The organism is Rhizobium sp. BR 315, from assembly GCF_050577975.1.
Classification (GTDB): Bacteria; Pseudomonadota; Alphaproteobacteria; order Rhizobiales; family Rhizobiaceae; genus Rhizobium; species Rhizobium miluonense.
Genome location: NZ_JARWKZ010000080.1, coordinates 1 through 18,947, shown reverse-complemented (window position 1 = coordinate 18,947; position 18,947 = coordinate 1). Strand labels below are relative to the sequence as shown.

Genomic DNA, 18,947 nt, shown 5'->3' with positions numbered 1-18,947 from the left:
CGGCCCCGATCGCTCGGGGCCGATGTTCGCGGTTCAGTTCGGGTTGTTCCAGAGGATCACCTTCTTGCTCGGATCGCCGCCCGGTGCCTGGGCGAGGTTGCCGAAGATCACGCCGATCTCGGGCGCTTCCAGCTTCACCGAGAGGTATTCCTCGCCGGTCTGCCGGGCGATGCGGTTCCAGCCTGCCCCGATCTCGAAGCCGGTCTTGCGGTGGATGACGCGGTAGTCGGGGGCTTCCTCGCTAGCCTTGCTGGCGTTCGGGATGATGGCGATCGGGGCGTTGACCCGGATGGTGGCGAAGATGCCTTCGAGGATGCCGTCGGTCTTCTGCGTCAGGGTTGCGATCGTGGTGGCCACGGTTGTGTCTCCTTCGGTTGCTCGGGACCATTTCCCGATGGCGCACGAAGAAACGACCGATCTGCTGCGGTCAGCTCGGACAAAAATTTTGCGAAATTCTATTTTCCGCCAGAGGGAAAATACCGAAATCGAATTTCGCAAAAATTTTGACCGAGTCTTACCCCTTCAGGGGTTGGCCGCAAAAGCCGGCGGTCGTCTATACGAGCGACATAAATTCGGGAATGGTTCGGGGCAACTGAAGGGTGCGTTAACCCATGGCTGCCCGGCCCAGCGCTGCGGGATGTTGGCGTCGCGCCTCATGAGCGCTTCGCCGCCGTCCGGGTCAATGTCGCGCCCTCGCCTGGTCTCAACTGTGACATGCGGACGAGCACGCCTGCTGCCAACATCAGACATTGCGTGTCCGCACGATCGGCACGGTGACCGCACCGCGGCCTTCAGACTGTTTGCAATATCGAATGACGCAGCTCGCGTAGGGCATCGGCTCCGGGCTTTCGCCCATTCGCCTGGCAGCGCCCGGCCGTCAGAGCGGTCCTTATCCGCCCGGTACACCGCTATAGGCAAGCGACCCGCCCGCACGATCGGGGCCGGCTTCATCGTCAGATGCAAACCCGCGAAAATCACAAGGCGCCAGGATCCGAGCACGTCACGAAAGGAATACCGTAAAGCGCCACAGTCCGATCCTGCGAAACGAAATGTGCGCCCTCCACCACGGCCTGTGCCATGAGGAGATGATCGAAAGGATCACGGTGATGAAGCGGAAGAGCGGCAAGGGCGATAAGATGCGCATCTGAGATGTCCAGCCGATCGAAGCCCTGAGCCGGCAAGATCGCAAGAATTTCTTCTAGATCGGCATCGAGTTTGCCAATCCGAAGCTTCACTGTGATTTCCCAAAGGGAGACAACGCTGACAAGAACGTCGTTCTCAGAATCGCCGATAAGGCCACGCGCATGGTTGCCCAGCTTCGCGTCATCGTTCAACCACCACAATAGGGCATGCGTATCGAGGAGAAGCCTCACGCCTCGTCTTCCATCGCGGCCAGGACGTCCGCCGGCAAGCTGTCGAAGTCTTCGGCAACTTTGATCTTGCCGCGCAACGCGCCAGGTTTGCGAGCTACAATTTCCTTTGATGGTGGCCCAATCTCCGCAACGACCTTATGATGGGAGGTGAGGACAAACCGCTGGCCATCCTCAACCTGCTTGAGGAAGGACGTCAGATTGCCGCGAAACTCCCGAACGCCGACACGGCGGGGAGGTGATGTCTGTGGCCGGGACTGAGGCATTACGGGGCTCCATTTAAGCGGCAAATGTGTACACAATTCCTCAAAAATGCAAGAGATTCCTCAGCAAGGTGAGGAGTGGCGCTTTCGAACGGAATGCCCCAACAAGAGATCGTCGGCACCGCAAAACTTTCTAATCTGCGACGTTGCAAAAGTCAGAAAACCAAGTTTCGCTTTAAACGGAATATTCGCGAAAAGCGCGTGACGAGCCCCGCCGATTCCATGCAAATCGCCGGGTTTGCCTTGTTACTTGAAACGAGCGGCGACAGATGTCATATTTAGAACGACAGATGACACAGGAGACAGTGATGGCGGTCGCAGCAGAAGCACCTTCTTCAATGACACGCGGCGGGGAACTGCAAAAGATCGAGGCCCTACTCGGTGGCGCTCGCGTGCTGTCGCGCCGGCTGACAACAGCGCTCGACGCACATGAATTGCTGCTGATCGGCTTACCGGCCTCCGCAATCGATCACCTCGTCGGAAGCCTGGTCTTTATTGGGAAGACCGAATCCCTCGAAAAGGCCGTCGGTATGAGCCTCAGGACATGGCAACGCCGAAAGGACGCGCCGTCCAAGCCGCTCAGCCAGGAACAGAGCGGTCGGGCATGGAAGTTCGCCGAGATCCTGTCGAAGGCAACGGATGTGCTGGGAACGCAGGCGGAAGCCGAGCAATGGCTGGAGCGTCCCGCCATCGGGCTCGATCAACGCCGCCCGATCGACCTGCTCGGGACGCCTGCCGGTGTCGAGCTGGTCGAGGACTATCTGGAACGGCTCGAATACGGCGTCTATGCATGACGCCTTTGCCGATTGCGCTTGGCGGGTCCGAGCTGATCGCGTGGCGGCTCGACCAGGCCGCTTATGCTCCCACATGGGATAGCGGTGAAGGCGCTTACCGTGTCGGCGGTCGCTGGAACAGCAAGGGCGTGCGGGCAATCTACTGCTCCATCGACCCGTCGACGGCGATCCTTGAGGTCGCGGTCCACAAGGGTTTTCGCGCACTCGACACAATCCCACATATCCTGACGGCCGCTGTCATCGCCGACACCGCCGCGGTGCATATCGTCGATCCCGACTCCGTTCCCAATCCGAACTGGCTGCGGCCCGGTATTCCGAGCGCCGGTCAACAGGCATTCGGCGACGACCTGCTGCGACAGCATCGCTTTGTGGCAATCCCAAGCGCGGTCTCCACTCGCAGCTGGAACCTGATCTTTATCGCGAGCCAGGCGGCCGGCAGCTATTCGGTAAAGTTTCAGGAGACATTCGCCCTTGATACCCGTCTTCACCCACCGGCGGCGGTCTAATCGCCAGAACTTGTGGAAAGGTGGCTAAGGCAGCAGCTAGCAAGGTGTGAACCCCGTGACAGCGGGCTGTYCCGGTGGAAAGGCTTTGGTTCCTACAGGAAAGGAACTTCATATGACCACGACCAACGAAATCGCAGACAAGATTGCCGCCGAGCACAACCTGACCAAGGTTCAAAGCAAGGCTGTCGTTGAAGCCGTATTTTCCGCCATCACGGCGGCCGCAACGTCCGGTGCGGAAACGTCCATCCCCGGCTTTGGCAAGTTTAAGGTGAAGAACGCACCGGAGCGCGAAGCGCGCAATCCGGCAACCGGGGCGACGATCAAGGTCGCCGCACAGAAAAAGGTTGCCTTCACTCCAGCGAAGGCACTCAAGGATGCGCTAAACAAGTAGTCTCGGGTGCAACATAACCGCGAGATGGTGTCCTGCGAAGACGATGGCGCTCACGCGCCATCTCCTTTGAGTTCCCAGACATTGATGCCGAGCCGGCGGGCTTTGTCGCGCAGGTTGTCGGTAATGCCGGAACCGGGGAAGACGATGACGCCTGATGGCATGACCGAAAGCATGTCGTCGTTGCGGCGAAACGGGGCGGCCTTGGCATGCTTGTTCCAGTCGGGCTTGAAGGCGATCTGGGTGACCTTGCGGGCCTCGGCCCAGCAGGCGGCGATACGTTCGGCGCCTTTGGGCGAGCCGCCGTGCAGCAGGATCATGTCGGAGTGCTTGGCATGGGCCTTGTCGAGCGCGGACCAGATCCGGTCGTGATCGTTGTAGTCCGTGCCGCCGCCGAAGGCGATCTTGGTTCCTGCCGGGATTAGCACCGTGTTTTCGGCGTGCCGGCGGGCAGACAGGAAATCTCTGCTGTCGATCATCGCCGCGGTCAGGTTGGCGTGATTGACCTTGGACCCGGTGCGCGGCCGCCATGCCGAACCGGTCTGGGCTTCGAACAGATCGGCTGCATAGTCGCGCATGAACTCGAAGGCATTGCGGCGTTCGAGAAGCGTAATGCCCTCGACGACATGGCGCTCAAGCTCGACGCTTTTCACCTCCGAGCCGTCCTGCTCGCGCTGGCCAGTCCGCTGGGCGTCCTCGTTGCGCTGAAGTTCACGCTGGATACGCTCGCCGGCGCGGTGGAAAAGATTGACCGTCGACCAGAGCAGGTCTTCGAGATCGGGCTCCAGCCGCGTGTCGCCGAGCATCTCGAACATCGCGGAAAACATCGCGGTCAGCGCCGACTGGACCATTGGCTCCTCGGGCAGTGGGCGCGGGTCCGGCTCGTCCTGGAAGGGGCGGTAGCCAAAGACTTGCATCTCGTAGATGACGCGGTCGGTCGGGGAAGACGCGTGGTCGGGTTCGAAGGTGTCGTCGATGGGAAGGGTAAGGTTCATGATGGTCTCCGTCGGTTTGGGCCGCGCCTCTCGCGGCCTGACGGCGATCCCTGTCCAGGCGGCAGTCGGGCCGGAACCGCAAGCGCAGCGACGCGGCCCAGCGCAGCGCCGGGCGGTTGAGGGAGGGTTTCTTGGGGCGCGAGGAGCGCCGGCTGCCGCATTGGCCCGAAACCGGGAACCGGTTTTAGGAACAGCCGATGCGGACTAAAAAGCCGGCGCGGGGAAGAAACCTGACCGACCCGCTGAAGGCCAGACGGCCGACTGGTAAGGGTCGCCTCTCGGAGGCCCGCAGGCGCGCACCACGAGGACAGAGACCGACAGAACCGGCCCTGCCTGCCACGCCCGGGCCCCGTCCGGCATCCCTTCTCGGCCACACTATGAGGGAAGAAGGAGCCTGGCATCTTCCGGTGCGAGTTGGCCCCGCAGATTTGCGATGAGCCGGTCCGGTCCAAGCCGGCGCAGATCCTCGTTGAAGTCGCCGAGATCCGGGGTAAGCACAAGCGGCAGGATGCCGAGCGCCTGCACCCGGTGGCTCAGACCCTCGATCCCATGCCGGCCGGCGGCATCCGCATCGGCGGCAACATAGAGACGCAGACACCCGGCTGGTGGCCGGAACGCGGCAAGGTGATTGGCCGTCAGCGCCGAGACCACAGGCATGCCGGGCATCACATGGGAGAGCGACAACATGCTTTCAAGCCCCTCGCCTGCCGCCATGACCGGCACGGGGCCATCAACGGGAAAGCGGAACCGCACGGCGTTGCCGAGCAGCCCGCCCAGCGCCCGGCGGGGATCCTCGACCCGAGCTTTGCCGTCGCCGTCCGGATCGAGCCAGGTGCGATGCACGCCGGTGACCGTGCCCGCCTGATCGGTCACCGCTGCGATCAGCGCGGGATAACTGCGGGTTCCGTCGCTGGCGAAGTCGCGATAGTAGCAGGACGGATGGAACCGGAGTGCGGAATGCAACGATGCGCGCAGGATGCCGCGCTGGCGCAGATAGCTGTCAGCCAGAGTGCCAGCGAGCGGCTGCGTCACTTGGAACAGGCGTCTTGCACGTTCCGCGGTCGGCCTTTCAACCGGCTGGATATCGAGCTTATGATCCCTACCGGAAGAGACCGGGCTGACCCGTGGTTCGTTGAGGAAACGCCGGGCCTCGTCTGCAACATCGCGGAAGTCGACCAGTCCGCAGGTCTCCCGCACGAGATCGAGCAGGTCGCCATATTGAGCAGTCGCCGCATCTGCCCACCGCCCCGCTCGCGGGCCCGTGAGATGAACGTAGAGAGACTTTCCCTTGCTGTTAGCGGTATCGCCGACGATCCAGTAACTGCCGGCCCTGCGGCCGGCGGAGAGGTAATGGCGGCAGACCGCCTCGGCATCGCGCGCCAGACGGTCTGAAAGTTCGGAAGCTGACAGCATGGCGGTCAGCTCCGACCGGCGACATCGATGATACGATGCTGTTCAATGAGGCGCGACAGCACGGCCTGTCCGTCATTCGAGGCGGGGATGAAGAACCGGTCCTTCCAGGCGATCATCTCGGAGAAAAGGCCGATCGATCTCAGCCTCTCGCGCATGCCGTCGGTGAAGCCGGCAAGCTCGATGCGATAATCGTTCATCACCCGAACGCGCCGCAGCGTCATATTGCCCGCGAGTGCGACGACCGCGGACCCGCCGAGCAGCGATTCCCACACCTGCGCGGCGCTCACGACTTCTGTCTGATCGAGCCTGAAATTCCGGCAAAGCCGGGAAAGCCATTCTGAAGAGATCAGACGGCCGACGATCCGTTCGCCCTCGTTGGTCTCAAGCCGATAGACCCGGCAATAATCCTGCGGCAGCAGTTTCCAGATCGGCAAGAGGAGGCCGGAGACGACATGCGTGGTCGAAACCGAGAACTCGGGAAGATCGGCGATTTCTGCGCTCCAGGCAGCGGAAAAGCTCTGCTCGTCGGCCTGTTCCCAGTTCGTTTCTTCGAGCTGGCGCAGCTCGAAACGGATTTCGTCCATTGGCCGGATGAGCGCCACGCGCGGCTGGACCGAACCGTCCTCAAGCATGATCGAACGCGTCGGCACCTGCACGGCAGGGCGGCCAGACTTGCTGTTGATCATCAGCTTTGCCCGTGGGTCGCGCTGAAGGAGCCCAAGGGCGTCGGCAATCTGYATCGGCTGATTGCGATCCATGCGTTCGATGGTCAACAAATGCGACTCGGCGCCGGTAGCGGGATGGGTATAGATCAGCCTCCTTTCTTTCACCGTCATGCGATCGGCGACCAGCGTCTCCAGGCCCTTGTCATAGACGCCGGCTGCGATCGCGCCCTCGATGCGGGCGGCCAGCAATTGCTCGAAGGCGACGAACAACAGGTTCTGCATTTCGATCGTCAGCGCCAGCATGCGGTTGAGGAAGGTGTGGATCGGCGGCAGCTCGTCCTTAAGCCCCCCCTCTTCCGCGCTGAGCGAAAGCCCGGTGATCGTCTCGAATTTGTCGAGCGAACAACCTGCGACCTCGCCACCGTAGATCAGCTTGTAAAACTGCCGCAACGCATCGCGGGCATACTGGGATTCAAGATTGTCCTCCGAGCGGAACATTCCTTGTCCGCCTGTCTGGCGCTGCCCGCGGGTGATTGCACCGAGCGTATCGAGACGTCGGGCGATGGTCGACAGGAAGCGCCGCTCCGCCTTGACGTTGGTGGCGATCATCCTGAACCGGGGCGGCTGCGCCTGGTTGGTGCGATGGCTTCGCCCGAGACCCTGGATCGCCACGTCGGCGCGCCAGCCGGCTTCGAGAAGATTGTGCAGGCGCAGGCGCTGGTTCTTCGCACCGAGATCGGCATGGTAGGACCGTCCCGTGCCACCGGCTTCAGAGAAGATCAGGATCGGCTTCTCGTCGTCCATGAAGGCGCGGGTCTCATCGAGATTGGCGCTGCCCGGCCGGCTTTCAACAGTGAAGCGGTCGATCGTGCCGCCGTCGTCGCGGCGCACGATGCGGCGCGTGCGGCCGGTGATCTCAGCCACTTGGGTACTGCCGAAGTGCTGGACGATCTGGTCGAGTGCGGTCGGGATCGCCGGCAGGCTGCCGAGACGTTCGAGCAACGCGTCCCGGCGAGCGACGGCTTCCCTGCACATGACGGCATCGCCGTCGGCGTCATAGACCGGCCGCGACAGGAGATTGCCCTCGGTGTCGGAATACTCCTCGAAGAGCTGGGTCGGGAAGGAATGGTTGAGGTATTCCGCAACGATCTCGCGCGGCGTGACATCAACCTGGATATCGCCCCACTCCTCTGTCGGTATTTCCGCGAGCCGTCGTTCGGTCAAGGACTGGCCGGTCGATATGATCTGGATGATCGCTGCATGCCCGTCCGCCACGTCCCTGGTCGTCGCGTCGATCAAGGCCGGCGTCTTCATGGACGTCAGCAGATGATTGAAGAAGCGCTGCTTCGAGCTTTCGAAGGCCGAGCGGGCGACAGCTTTGGCGTTTTTGTTGCGCGTGGTGCTATGGCTGACGATACCGGAGGCTTCGAGCGCGGCGTTCAGATTGTTGTGAATGACCTGGAACGCTTCGGCATAGGAATCGTAGATGCGAACCTGTTCCTCGGTCAGCTCGTGTTCGAGGATGTCGTATTCGACACCCTCGAAGGACAGGGACCGTGAGGCGTAGAGGCCCATCGCCTTGAGATCGCRGGCGAGCACTTCCATGGTCGCTACGCCGCCGTCCTCGATCGCGGCGATGAACTCCGATCGCGTCGAGAAAGGGAAATCCGTGCTCCCCCAAAGTCCAAGCCGTTCGGCATAGGCGAGCGACTCCACCTCGGACGCGCCGGTCGCCGAGACATAGACGACACGGGCATCGGGGAGAGCACGCTGCAGGCGTAGGCCGGCACGGCCCTGTTGCGAGGCTGCCTTGTCGCCTCGCTCGGACTTTCCGCCGGCGGCATTGGCCATCGAGTGCCCCTCATCAAAGACAATGACCCCATCGAAACCTTTCGCGTTCCCTGTCGCGGCTTCGCCACTGACCGCCTCTTGACCGAGCCAGTCGACGATTTGCTGGACGCGCGATCGCTTCCCCTCGCGCTCATCCGTGCGCAACGTCGCAAACGTGACGAACAGGATCCCTTCGTCGAGCTTGATCGGCTTGCCCTGCCGGAAGCGTGACAGCGGCGTCACGAGCAGCTTCTCTTGGCCGAGCGCACTCCAATCACGCTGAGCGTCCTCGATCAGTGTCTCGGATTTGGAAATCCACAAATGGCGGCGACGACCCTTGAGCCAATTGTCGAGGATGATACCGGCAGCCTGCCGACCTTTGCCTGCACCTGTGCCATCACCCAAAAACCAGCCCCGGCGAAATCGGACAGATCCCTCTTCATCCGGTTTGACGGCTTTGAGGTTGTCATAACTGGCGTCGACGGACCAGTGACCGGCGAGGTAACCCGAATGGGCTTCGCCCGCATAGATCACGCTTTCAAGCTGGGCGTCGGAAAGGTCGCCGCTGGTGATAACGCGCTTCGGCAGGTGCGGGCGATAGTTCGGCTTGGGCGGCGCCACCGATGCCATGGCGACGGATTCGACGAGCTTGTCCGGATGCGGTTTTGCGTGGGGAATGCGGATCGCCTGCAGCCGATAAGGCTCGTAGATGCCCTCAGTGACGTCACGGCGGGTCATCGCTGTCGCATCACAGAGTTCGTAGGATAGTTCGACCACGACATCATCGACGCGTGGGGACAGTGCAGAAACAGGGCTCGGCGCGCGACTAGCGGAGAGAGGACGCCCGATTGGTGCCGATACGGTAGCGGGCCGCAGGGTAGACGTGTTTCGGGCGGCCATCTTCGCCGCGCGGGCGCAGGCGGTTCCGTTGAAAGGAGCGCCGATCGATTGTGACGCGGACGACGGCGAGCGAGGCGGCAGGCTCGAAATCCACGATAGCAAGGTCTCGAGATCAGGGGCGATGCCGTGGGAGGCAATGAGGCGCGTCGGATCGGCGGCAGCGATCTTGTCGATCACCGTCAGGCGGGTCTCCATCGTTGTGCCGTGCCTGGCATAAACGGAGCCATCAATCGCGGCGCTGAACAGAACCGTGCCACGCTCCTGMAGACGGACGAAAGCGTCGCGCCATGTGAGACTATCGGGAGAGAGGCTTGAGCCTGTGATCGCAACCAGTCGTCCGCCGGGGGCAAGCCGTGCGAAGGCGGAGACGAGATGACGCCATGCGGCGTCTGCCATACGGCCTTCGACATGAACGCCGGCGGAAAACGGCGGGTTCATCAAGACGACGGTCGGGCGGATAGAACGATCGAGATAGTCATCGATGTGGGCGGCATCATGCTGCGATACGGCCGACCCGGAGAAGAGCAGCTGCAGAAGGCCGTGGCGGAGGGGCGCATATTCGTTGAGAGACAGGCGCGCACGCGCGAGTTCGGCGAAGATCGCCATCAGGCCGGTTCCGGCGGAGGGCTCGAGCACGGTATCATCAGCCACGATGCCGGCCGCGCGGGCCGCGATATAAGCCAGTGGTACCGGCGTCGAAAATTGCTGGAGTTGCTGGCTTTCCTCAGAGCGCCGCGTGTGGGTCGGGATSAAACCCGCCACCCTGGTCAGCATTGTCAGCGTTGCGTGCGGTGCATTTGCTCGGGTGGCGATTGCGGCGCCGAACTTGCGCAGAAACAGGACCTGCGCCACTTCCGCCGCCTCGTAGGCGCCTTTCCATGACCAGAAGCCTTCCGCATCCGAGCCGCCGAAGATGTCTGTCAGAACAGTGCGAAGATCGGCTGTGCCGATCGGCTGGCCATGTTCGAGAAACTTCAGAAGCGTTCCGCCGGAGCGGAGGAGTTTGCCTGCTCGGCTGGTGCAATCGGCAGGAGCCTKGGGGGCGGTTGTGGTAGCGTTTGCGATGTGGGAAGGGACGATGTTCATGGGAAACCCTGTCTAGAGCGGGAAGGGACTGGCCCGCCCGGACGCTCTCCAAGCCCCGGCAGACCGCCCTTTTCCCGCCCCTCTCTCCCTCTGAGCGATCAAGGAGGCCGGCACCCGCCTTCAGCCGGGCGCGAGCTTCAGGTTTCCGAATGCCGCAACGCCGGCGGCCGACACCTCATGAAGGACGGCATTGCCGCCGGCTGCGATCCATTCGGCCGCTTCCTCGGCCGACAGCTCATGGACATGGACGAAATGTCTCTCGGCCGTGGCGCGTTGACGTTCGAAGGCGTCGCGGTCCTCGAAGGCGTAGGGGTATCGCCGGGCCGTCCCAATAGACGATGGCGAAGCAGACGGGCCGAACGGCCTGGGACCGGTAATTGAGAAACACCGGCGCAACCGGTGCGACCGGTACGTCTGACATAAAACCCACGCGGGGGCAGCCGAGTGCAGGCTTGGTCATGATACTTTCCTGAAAATGCCGAAAGGCCCGGCACTCTTCGGAGCACCGGGCCTGGTTGGAAAAGGCTCAATGGAAGATTGGTGGGGCGTTCCGCGAAGCGTCAGCCGCGGAGAAAGACCGGACCTTTGACGAAGACCTCATCTAGGTCGACTTCGAGAAGCTTCAGGATCCGGCGGTCAACAGCGACACATTCGTTGATCCAGTTGAGATCGCCCTTGCCGTGCCGGCCGAACCGCTCGGACGGCACGTAGACGATCGTGAAATGCGGATACTCGCTGCCATCCGGCGCGACATGGACAAAGGGTCCTTCAACCCCGATCACCGTTCCGCCCGTGCCGTACGACGTTCGGATCACCATGCCGGGATGGACGAGTGCAGCGACATCCGGCGCACGGGGAGGTGTCGGACGACAAAGGCCCTGGTCGGGCGCTCCGAGCTCTGCCGCGTAGAGGGAGTGAGCGAGATAATGCGGCTGTTCGCCATGCCGGGATTTACGCCTGATCTGCATTGCTCTCTCCCTTGTCGTCAGCCGCCGGCGAGCGGCTGTCGGACCGAGCCTGACCCGGCGCCAGAAAGCCTCGAGGATTATCAGGATCGGGCGGCAGGTAAGCGTCGAAGGGGTTGCCGTCGGCAAGATGCCCAAACGGCGTGAACACCCGGTCTGTCCCGTCTTGGCCGACAGCGCACAGGACATAACGAGGTTCGCTCGTCCGGGAATCCAGGCATTCCATCAGGACAAGGTTACCGTCTGCGGCTGCGCGCAACAGGGTATGGAAATTGGTCCCGGCATGGTTKGGTATCGTCATTTTATCCTCCTGGCGGAATATGCGCGGCATGCGCAGGGCGAAGGGTTTCTCAATGCCGGTGACCGTCGATCTCACCACTGGAAGGTGTGGGAGATACCGCACCGGGCTACATGGCGCTCGCACACGTCGCGCGGCGGCGAATGCTCGGCTTCAGGCCGAACTCGCTGAGATCGCGGCGCTTTACTGCCTATTTTTAGATAGTAAAATGCGTGATAGTTGCATAGCTTGGAGATCCGAACGGGAGAGCAAAGGTGCGAACATTCACAATCGATGGCCGGGTGATGGAAGAGTCGTCGCCTGAACTGCGAGCATTCCTTCCGCAGGCCTACGAGCATCGGCTTCGCCCGATGTGCACGTGCAAAGAACCGTCCGTGCCGATGTACATCGCCAGGGTCGACGACCAGTATCTCATCAAGCGAATGCCGCTATCGGGGCGGGAACATGATCCCGCATGCCCCTCCTATGAGCCTCCTTACGAGCTTTCGGGCCTCGGGCCGCTCATCGGAAACGCCATTCAGATCGATGCAAACGGCAAGGCCGACCTGAAACTGGATTTCTCGCTGACGAAGCGCGGGCCTCGGGCCACGCCCGGTGTGGTAGGCGAAGCCTCCGAACACGGCATTCGCAGCGAGCCGAAGAAATTGTCGTTGCGGGGAATGCTGCATTATCTCTGGGAGGCGGGCGAACTGACGGAATGGCGTTCGACCTGGGCCGGTAGACGTGGCTGGGGCCGGGTGCGAACAAGCCTTCTGAACGCGGCCGCCCAGATGACAGCCAGAGGGACGACATTGGCCGACATGCTCTTCGTGCCGGAAGTGTTTCATCCCGAAGACAAGGATGGGATCGCCGCCCGGCGCGCCGCGGTGCTCAAGGGCGCGCAGGCGGCCGGTTCGGGTCCTCGCAAGCTGATGATGATCGTGGCGGAAGTGAAGGAGTTTTCCCCCGCGCGCGAGGGGCAGAGGATCGGCGTACGGCACATGCCTTTTCCGCTGATGATCGAGGAAGGCGCATGGCGGCGGCTCGCCGCGCACCATGAAGTGGAGCTTGAACTGTGGCGCTCGAACGAGGCATTCCATCTGATTGTCATCGCCACCTTCGGCGTCTCGGCCGCCGGCATTGCGGCGGTCGAAGAGGTATCGCTGATGGTGGCCAACGAGCACTGGCTGCCGTTCGAGGACATTCACGAGCTGCGGCTTCTGGAAAAGCTCGGCCACCTCAAGCGAAAGAGCGTCAAGGGCTTGCGGTTCAACCTGCCACGCGATGCGCCGATCGTGTCGGTGACGCTGCCGGAGCAGAAACCGGCTCCTGTCGCCATGTTCATCGTTCCGCCGAGCGCCGGAGAGGAGTATGAACAGGCGCTTGCGGAGATGATCGAGACGAGGCCGGAGATCACGCCCTGGATCTGGCGGGTCGCGGAGGGTGAAGTCCCGCGGCTTCCGTGATCCGCGAACGCGCGGGTCGGCAGGCGAGCGCCTCTCCTCATTAGTCGACCTGGCATGAAGCCGGGTTGAAGCCCGATGCGGTTCGCGCGACGACGTCCTGCCGACGGCGCCTGACGGCCACCATCACATCTTCACGGAACTCGTCCGGTTCGCCTTCGCGGGACGCTCCCTCCTCGGACCAGCGCAGGTTCTCGACAAATGCTGGCGCGAAATCGAAATCGAAGGTGAAACCCTCTTCCTCAAGCTCTTCGCAGACGTCGTCATAGACGGCGAGTGCGAAGGGCACGATCTCGCGGACATGGGACCGCATCGCCTGCCATCCGACGGCATCCCAGAGTCCGGACATGCGGGCGACAGTGTCCGGGACCGGCCGTTCATCCTGATGCAGACCGCGGAAATAAAGCATCGCCTCCCAGACGCAGAGCGCCGTCTCGACCGCTTTCACCGTGAACAGGTCGCTTGCAGCGCCACTGGCCAGAGCGCCGTTGTCCGGACAAGACGGAAACGACGAGGCGCTAGGAGGGAGAGCATTCTCCTGAAGTCTGAACCGGTCGAGAATATCCTCACTCGTCGCATGATGGACGGCCTTGGCGGTGATCAACGAAACGGTGGCGCCAAAACTCTCCGGACGTTGCGAAGGGTGGTTCGTCCATTGGATTACCGCGACCTCGTGCAGATCCGGTGATCGCGCGACGATGCCCTGCACCACGAACTGCCACGGGAAATGGCTTAGGTCGATGTCGACCATCGCATCGTCTTCGACGGTGTTACCGCCTGCCGGCTGAAGGGCGAGAACCCGGTCGGCGATGAAGACGTTGACCGGATCTCCACCGTTCCGCGCTGAGGCACCAAACGCGGCGGTCAGTTCGCTGCGCGCCACGCGGATCGGATTGGCCGGTGTTACATCCGTGAACAGGACAAGACCCTCTTCGGTTACGCTGCACTCAAGCACATTGGTGAGGATCAGCATTTCGAGCGGGCTGATGTCTGCCAGCGGAATGGGCGGATGGCTGTAGATCCTGGTTTCGAGCGTGGTCATGATGTTTCCTTTTCGGGAATGGCAAAAACCCGGCACGATGGCCGGGCGGTGAAAGCGATGGGGCAAGAATTAGCGGTGGATTCGACGTGGTCAGGCCGCGCTTTCGAGCAGTCTCTTCGCCTTGCCTTCTAGTTCGAGCCGGCTGTCCTGTTGCGACTTTCCCCGCGCCAGCGCGGTAATCCCCTGCACAAAGTCAAAAATCGACTCCGGTGGCCTCCCCTCCTCGGAAAGAACGGTTTCGATGATCTTGCCGGTTTCGGCCTTCGAGAAGCCGCGCTTGCGCAGGAACTCGGAGCGGTCCTCCTCGTTTCGGGCGACGATACGTTCACGGGCGGCGCGAATGCCGGCAATGAACGGTGCGGGCGAGGAGTTGGCGAAGTTCGTCAGCGCCGGTGCGGCTTCGTGGGCGAAGCGCTGGGCGGCGAACTTCGAGTGACGGATGGTGATTTCCTCGAAATTCTCCGTCCCCCAGAGATTCCTGTTGGCGCACACGGCTCGCAGGTAGAAGCTGGCGATYCCGAGCGTTTTCGAGCCGACCTCGCTGTTCCAGGCATAGAAGCCACGGAAATACAAATCAGGATCGCCGTTCGGCAGTCGCCCGGCTTCGATTGGATGCGTGTCATCGCAAAGAAAGACGAAGACGTCGCGATCGCTGGCGTATAGCGTGGTCGTATCCTTCGTGATATCGACGAAAGGATTGTGGGTCATCGTGGACCAGTCGAGCAGACCGGGAACCTTCCAGATCGTATCGCCTGTGCCATTGCCGGCAATGTTCATGATGGCCGCGATCAAATCCCTGTCCCAGATGCGCCCGTATTCCGGACCGGTGACCGCTCTCAATTCCACGCGACCGTCGTCCATCTCGAGCGTCTTGACCATTTCGGCGTTGTGACTGAGGAGCCCGTGCTGCAGATTGATCGCCGCCAGCGGTGCTGGCAGCTGGCGCATGTAGCTTGCAGGGGCGCCAACAAGGCTGCAGAGCTGACCGTAGCTCCAGTGTGTTGGCGCCACCGGCTCGCGCCCGCCGGGAACGATCAGGGATAAGCGCTCGGCGTTGTCGCGGGTAGCCTCGACCCGGATCTCGGACGTCTCGACTGTGCGAACGCGAGCTCGTTCTGTCCGGGCGCTGACGGCATGATGCAGATCGGAAAGCGACAGATACCGCTCGTCGTCGGGACGCGAAAACCATTCCGACGAAACGCGTCCGACGCGTTTACCGCGAGATATATCGACCTTAAATCCAGACGATGTCGGTCGGGGGTTGGAAATCACGGTATTCATGATGAAGTCTCCTAAAACGCAAAAGCCCGGCGTACCGCTCTTGCGACAACCGGGCTGGTGAGATGGACGATGAAGTGCGACCGCAAGCCCTGGCTTCCAAGGCAGTTCGGTCGGAACAGAAAGTGTGCCGCCCGAGGGCGACAAGAGGCTCGTGATCAATCGATCGCCTGAAAGATCTCTGCGGCCTCGGTATGGTCGGCCGCATAGGCGTAGAGGCGGTCATAGCCTTCCGAGAGTTGCTCGGATTGATTCTGGAAGGAGAGATGTGAGAAGGCAAAAAGCGTGGCGATAATCCCCGCGGCCTCCGCCGAGACTTCCCCCCTGAAACCCGGTGATCTCGCCGGTGATCCGGAAACGCGACTTGGATCTCGGAGCCAGAAACAGCGGCTTTCCCTCGCGCTCGTAGAAATCCCAGAACCCGCCACCATAGTCGAGGGGGCTGAGCCGCTCCATGAGGCTGTAGACMGCGTTCTCGGCGATGATCAGGAGCGAGCGCCCGAACAGCGTGGGCAGAAATTCCAGGCGGCGCTCGTCGGAGACGATGGAAGCAGTTTGGGGTGTGAGTTCGGATATCGACATCGATCTTTCTCCAGAGAGGAAACAGGATTCTTGCCGGGCACCCTCTCTCCACCGCCCGACTCGCCCCTCTCCCCGGCCCTACTCTTCCTTTTGGGCTGGCCGCAGCCGCCCCCTATTTCTGGTGCACGCAGGAAGAAGTCCGGGCTGGGTTGAATGGAAAGCGGACCGGGTTCGAAAGTCAGGGATTGGAAAGGACTTAACCTGGATGGTGGCGACCGTAGGCCGCTCGGATCGCTGCCATTGCCGCATGAAACTCGGCATTGCTGATGGCATCGGAGAGGTCCATCGTGGTCACGATGGACACACAAGCTGATTGGATTTCCTCGTCGCTCACCGAACCCACGGAAAGCCCATCGAAGTCTCGATCGACCTCAAGGACTGCAGCTATCGCGCTGCGCACGCGCTCTTCCTCTAAACGTGCGAGGATATGACTTGGCTTCGGCGCATCGGCCGGCTCGGTGGGATCGGGCGCATATGCGAGGATAGCCTCCCCCCGCGCAATCGCCCAGGCCGATTTGGCCAACCAATCGACTGACGGAGATTGCGCCGCCTGGACGTCGTGGAACAGCATCTTCAGCAGACCGAGCAGGATTTCGAAGTGGTGGGCCCGGCGATGAATTGCTTCATTGAGCTGCGACGGTATTGCGATTGGCGATCCGGCATAGGCGGTGTTCTCACCCTCCCAGATGCCGGTCACATGGATCTCGCCTGCGGACTCGCGGTCTTTCTTCGAAGACTCCCAGTTGTCGTCGCCAAGCGCCGCGTTGCAGGCAGCTTCGGGCGTGTCGGCGATATAGGTCCCATGCCGAAATATCGGCAGGGTGTAGGTCGTTTCAATCGTATAGGCAGGCATGACGGCGCTCCTGAAAAACAGAGAAGCCCGGCGCAGTGGCCGGGCTTTCGTGACTTTGCGTTTTGGAGTCGTTATTCGGCGGCTTCGAGATGCTCGCCGTCGCCGTCGATCGGGTCGGTGGCCGCTTCTGCGGCTCCCTCATCTTCGGTCAGAAAGGCTGGCAAATCGAGGTCGGCGGCCTCAGTGGTATCGTCCTCGACAACCGCGTCCTCAAGTACCGCATCGGGCTCTGCCTCCGCGGGGATCCGATCGACGGGGAGCCGCAGCACTTCAGGGAGCCATCTGCTGCCTTCGAGCAACCGGGCGGCCTCACGCGCCATGTCGGGCTTCTTGAGATGATCGATCAGCTGCGCAGACTGGTCGCCCTTCGCTTCGCGGACCGCCTGCAGGATATGCGCCTTGGTGACGCGGCCGAGATAGTTGTCGACCGTCGGCGTCCAACCGGCCGCGACCATGCCAAAGCCGAGCGAATGGGCAAGCTGCATGGCGTGAGCCGTTTCCTTTGTCCGCCGGTTCCACGCTTGCACGGTGGTGTTCACTGACAAGGAGACGCAATGGGCAAACAGCGCCATGCGGCTATCCTGGTCGAGCGCGATCAGGTAGTTCCAGACCTCGTCGGCATTGCCGGGAAGGTCATAGCCCCACGATTCTTGCCGTTGTTCGATCTCCTTTGCCCAGATCGTATCGCCGAGCCCCTGCGTCTGGCTGAAAGCGGTGTGCTGGAGGGTGATCTCCAGRCACGAGTCCGCTCCGTATCGGTAGAAGATTTTGAGCACCGCGACATGGAGGGCGGAAATGAAAGCCATCACGGGATCGTTCGCCAGCGCGTTGCGCAGCGCCACGGTGCGAGCGGCCGTTAGATCCTCGATGACGCGATCGGAAAGCGGACGAACCTTGCCGTCGTCTTCCTCCGGTTCCTCGATGCCGACAGGCTTGCCGTTGACCAAGATGCCGCCATTTGCCGAAGTCGTCCCAGTCTCAGTCTCGCCTTGACCATCACCGTCGCCATAATCGGCATCACCGGTTTGCGGCTCTGCGACAGGTTCGTCTTCGGGTCGGACGAAACCGCGTTCGATCCTGGGCTCGCCATTGGCACCAAGCGAGATGAAGGCGCCGCCGCGGGCTACGTCTTGGCTGTCGAAGACGTAGGGCCGGTCGTTCATTATATCCAGCGCGTTGCCGAGTTCCTCAAGTCGCGCCTCGGTTTCCTCGGAATAGCTCTCAGCCTTAGCATAGTCCACATCGAGCTTGTCGTATTCTGCCTTGAGCGCGTCATGCCGCGCAAGTTCCTCCTCGCTGTATTCGACCCGCTCGCCGTAGAAGCGGCGAAGACCCGAGGTGTGGCCGTAGGGAAAGTCGAACGCAGCCTCGACCCACTTCCAGCCCTCTTCGGCCTTCAGCGTTTCGGCCTCGGCGGTCAGCTTTTCGAGGACGAGCTGCTCGAGCAGCGCCGGATCCTGTAGCCACCCGCCATTATCCTGTTCGAACAGGTCACGCATAACGACACCGCCGGCCGCTTCATAGACGTCGATACCGACATAAACGGCGCGACGATCGGAGGCTCGGACAGCGGTTTCGGTCAGCATCCGCCGGATGTAATAGGCGTCCTGGTTATGGGACCGAGAGATCGTGTCCCACACCTGTTCCTGGCGAACGTGATCATTGGTGATCGAGAACGCCATCACCTGGCCGAGCTTCATCTCGTCATTGGCGTAGAACTCGAGGAGACGCGGCGAGACCGAGGCCAGGCGCAAACGCTGCTTCACCGTGGCAACCGACATATGGAAGCGGGCGGCGATCTTTTCGTCGTCGAGGCCCTGCTCGCGAAGTGTCATGATAGCCCGGAACTCGTCCAGCGGATGCAGATCGACACGGCTGACGTTCTCGGCAAGCGAATCCTCGACTTCGAGGGTGTCGCCCTTGCTGACGATGCAGGGAATGGTCGATGTCTTGGACAGCTTTTTCTGGTTCACCAGCAGCTCCAGAGCGCGGTAGCGGCGTCCACCCGCCGGGACCCGATAGATACCCGTCTCGTTGCCGTCGCCATCGACTTCAGCGCGGACATTGAGGCTGGTCAGCAGTCCGCGATGGGCGATATCCTCAGCAAGCTCCTCGATCGAAATGCCCGCCTTGGTTTTACGAACGTTCTGCTGGCTGAGAACGAGCTTGTTGAAGGGAATGTCGCGCCCGGCGTTGAGCGTAATTTTCTGGATGGCTTGTGCCATGTCGTTTCTCCGTGGCGGGTCGGCCGGAGCCTCTCTCCGACAACCTCAATCC

The 18,947-nt window shown here is 61.9% G+C and carries 17 protein-coding genes and 1 pseudogene; 4 read left to right on the top strand and 14 right to left on the bottom strand.

The window, feature by feature from the left end:
• Positions 1-33 precede the first annotated feature (33 nt).
• The 3 genes from QD409_RS33315 to QD409_RS33305 all read right to left on the bottom strand — a co-directional run bounded on the left by QD409_RS33315 (position 34) and on the right by QD409_RS33305 (position 1,636).
• Positions 34-357: a DUF736 domain-containing protein gene (locus QD409_RS33315; protein WP_430764826.1), complete on the bottom strand. Its 324-nt coding sequence runs from the start codon at positions 355-357 to the stop codon at positions 34-36.
• A gap of 617 nt (positions 358-974) precedes the next feature.
• Positions 975-1,373, bottom strand: coding sequence for a type II toxin-antitoxin system VapC family toxin (locus tag QD409_RS33310; protein ID WP_430764825.1), 399 nt, complete (start codon positions 1,371-1,373; stop codon positions 975-977).
• Positions 1,370-1,636, bottom strand: coding sequence for a type II toxin-antitoxin system Phd/YefM family antitoxin (locus tag QD409_RS33305; RefSeq protein ID WP_099086586.1), 267 nt, complete (start codon positions 1,634-1,636; stop codon positions 1,370-1,372). Before QD409_RS33305 ends, QD409_RS33310 begins: the two co-directional genes overlap by 4 nt.
• Before the next feature lie 305 nt (positions 1,637-1,941).
• Between QD409_RS33305 and parS the strand changes: the two genes are divergently transcribed.
• From parS to QD409_RS33290, 3 genes are all read left to right on the top strand, one after another.
• On the top strand, positions 1,942-2,427 hold the full coding sequence (gene parS, locus QD409_RS33300; protein WP_099086587.1) for a type II RES/Xre toxin-antitoxin system antitoxin: 486 nt from the start codon (positions 1,942-1,944) through the stop codon (positions 2,425-2,427).
• Positions 2,424-2,933 carry an RES family NAD+ phosphorylase gene (locus QD409_RS33295; RefSeq protein WP_430764824.1) on the top strand — a complete coding sequence of 170 codons (510 nt, stop codon included), beginning with the start codon at positions 2,424-2,426 and terminating at the stop codon, positions 2,931-2,933. The genes parS and QD409_RS33295 overlap by 4 nt, the downstream gene beginning before the upstream one ends.
• A 112-nt stretch (positions 2,934-3,045) precedes the next feature.
• Complete coding sequence (locus tag QD409_RS33290; RefSeq protein ID WP_430764823.1) at positions 3,046-3,324, top strand: HU family DNA-binding protein; 279 nt, start codon at positions 3,046-3,048, stop codon at positions 3,322-3,324.
• Between the two features lie 50 nt (positions 3,325-3,374).
• Here QD409_RS33290 and QD409_RS33285 read toward each other — a convergent pair whose 3' ends face one another.
• From QD409_RS33285 to QD409_RS33260, 6 genes are all read right to left on the bottom strand, one after another.
• Positions 3,375-4,316, bottom strand: coding sequence for a DUF2493 domain-containing protein (locus QD409_RS33285; protein WP_430764822.1), 942 nt, complete (start codon positions 4,314-4,316; stop codon positions 3,375-3,377).
• 375 nt (positions 4,317-4,691) lie between these two features.
• Positions 4,692-5,738 carry a DUF7146 domain-containing protein gene (locus QD409_RS33280; RefSeq protein ID WP_430764827.1) on the bottom strand — a complete coding sequence of 349 codons (1,047 nt, stop codon included), beginning with the start codon at positions 5,736-5,738 and terminating at the stop codon, positions 4,692-4,694.
• Positions 5,735-10,210 (bottom strand): strawberry notch-like NTP hydrolase domain-containing protein, encoded by a 4,476-nt coding sequence (locus QD409_RS33275; RefSeq protein WP_430764821.1) that lies wholly within the window; start codon positions 10,208-10,210, stop codon positions 5,735-5,737. The genes QD409_RS33280 and QD409_RS33275 overlap by 4 nt, the downstream gene beginning before the upstream one ends.
• Before the next feature lie 120 nt (positions 10,211-10,330).
• Positions 10,331-10,606 (bottom strand): hypothetical protein, encoded by a 276-nt coding sequence (locus QD409_RS33270; RefSeq protein WP_430764820.1) that lies wholly within the window; start codon positions 10,604-10,606, stop codon positions 10,331-10,333.
• A 164-nt stretch (positions 10,607-10,770) separates the two neighbouring features.
• The gene (locus QD409_RS33265) at positions 10,771-11,178 is read right to left on the bottom strand and encodes a hypothetical protein (protein WP_430764819.1); all 408 of its coding nucleotides are present in this window, start codon (positions 11,176-11,178) and stop codon (positions 10,771-10,773) included.
• Positions 11,162-11,476 carry a DUF6117 family protein gene (locus QD409_RS33260; RefSeq protein WP_430764818.1) on the bottom strand — a complete coding sequence of 105 codons (315 nt, stop codon included), beginning with the start codon at positions 11,474-11,476 and terminating at the stop codon, positions 11,162-11,164. The genes QD409_RS33265 and QD409_RS33260 overlap by 17 nt, the downstream gene beginning before the upstream one ends.
• Before the next feature lie 251 nt (positions 11,477-11,727).
• Between QD409_RS33260 and QD409_RS33255 the strand changes: the two genes are divergently transcribed.
• Positions 11,728-12,918 (top strand): DUF1173 domain-containing protein, encoded by a 1,191-nt coding sequence (locus QD409_RS33255; protein WP_430764817.1) that lies wholly within the window; start codon positions 11,728-11,730, stop codon positions 12,916-12,918.
• 40 nt (positions 12,919-12,958) lie between these two features.
• Here the strand turns inward: QD409_RS33255 and QD409_RS33250 are convergent, their stop codons facing one another.
• The 5 genes and pseudogenes from QD409_RS33250 to QD409_RS33230 all read right to left on the bottom strand — a co-directional run bounded on the left by QD409_RS33250 (position 12,959) and on the right by QD409_RS33230 (position 18,895).
• Positions 12,959-13,957: a hypothetical protein gene (locus QD409_RS33250; RefSeq protein ID WP_430764816.1), complete on the bottom strand. Its 999-nt coding sequence runs from the start codon at positions 13,955-13,957 to the stop codon at positions 12,959-12,961.
• A gap of 90 nt (positions 13,958-14,047) precedes the next feature.
• Positions 14,048-15,238 carry a DUF932 domain-containing protein gene (locus QD409_RS33245; protein WP_430764815.1) on the bottom strand — a complete coding sequence of 397 codons (1,191 nt, stop codon included), beginning with the start codon at positions 15,236-15,238 and terminating at the stop codon, positions 14,048-14,050.
• A 155-nt stretch (positions 15,239-15,393) separates the two neighbouring features.
• A pseudogene (locus QD409_RS33240) lies at positions 15,394-15,817 on the bottom strand (antirestriction protein).
• A gap of 196 nt (positions 15,818-16,013) precedes the next feature.
• On the bottom strand, positions 16,014-16,670 hold the full coding sequence (locus tag QD409_RS33235; protein ID WP_430764814.1) for a hypothetical protein: 657 nt from the start codon (positions 16,668-16,670) through the stop codon (positions 16,014-16,016).
• Positions 16,671-16,741: 71 nt separating this feature from the next.
• Positions 16,742-18,895: a ParB/RepB/Spo0J family partition protein gene (locus QD409_RS33230; protein ID WP_430764813.1), complete on the bottom strand. Its 2,154-nt coding sequence runs from the start codon at positions 18,893-18,895 to the stop codon at positions 16,742-16,744.
• Positions 18,896-18,947: the final 52 nt, after the last annotated feature.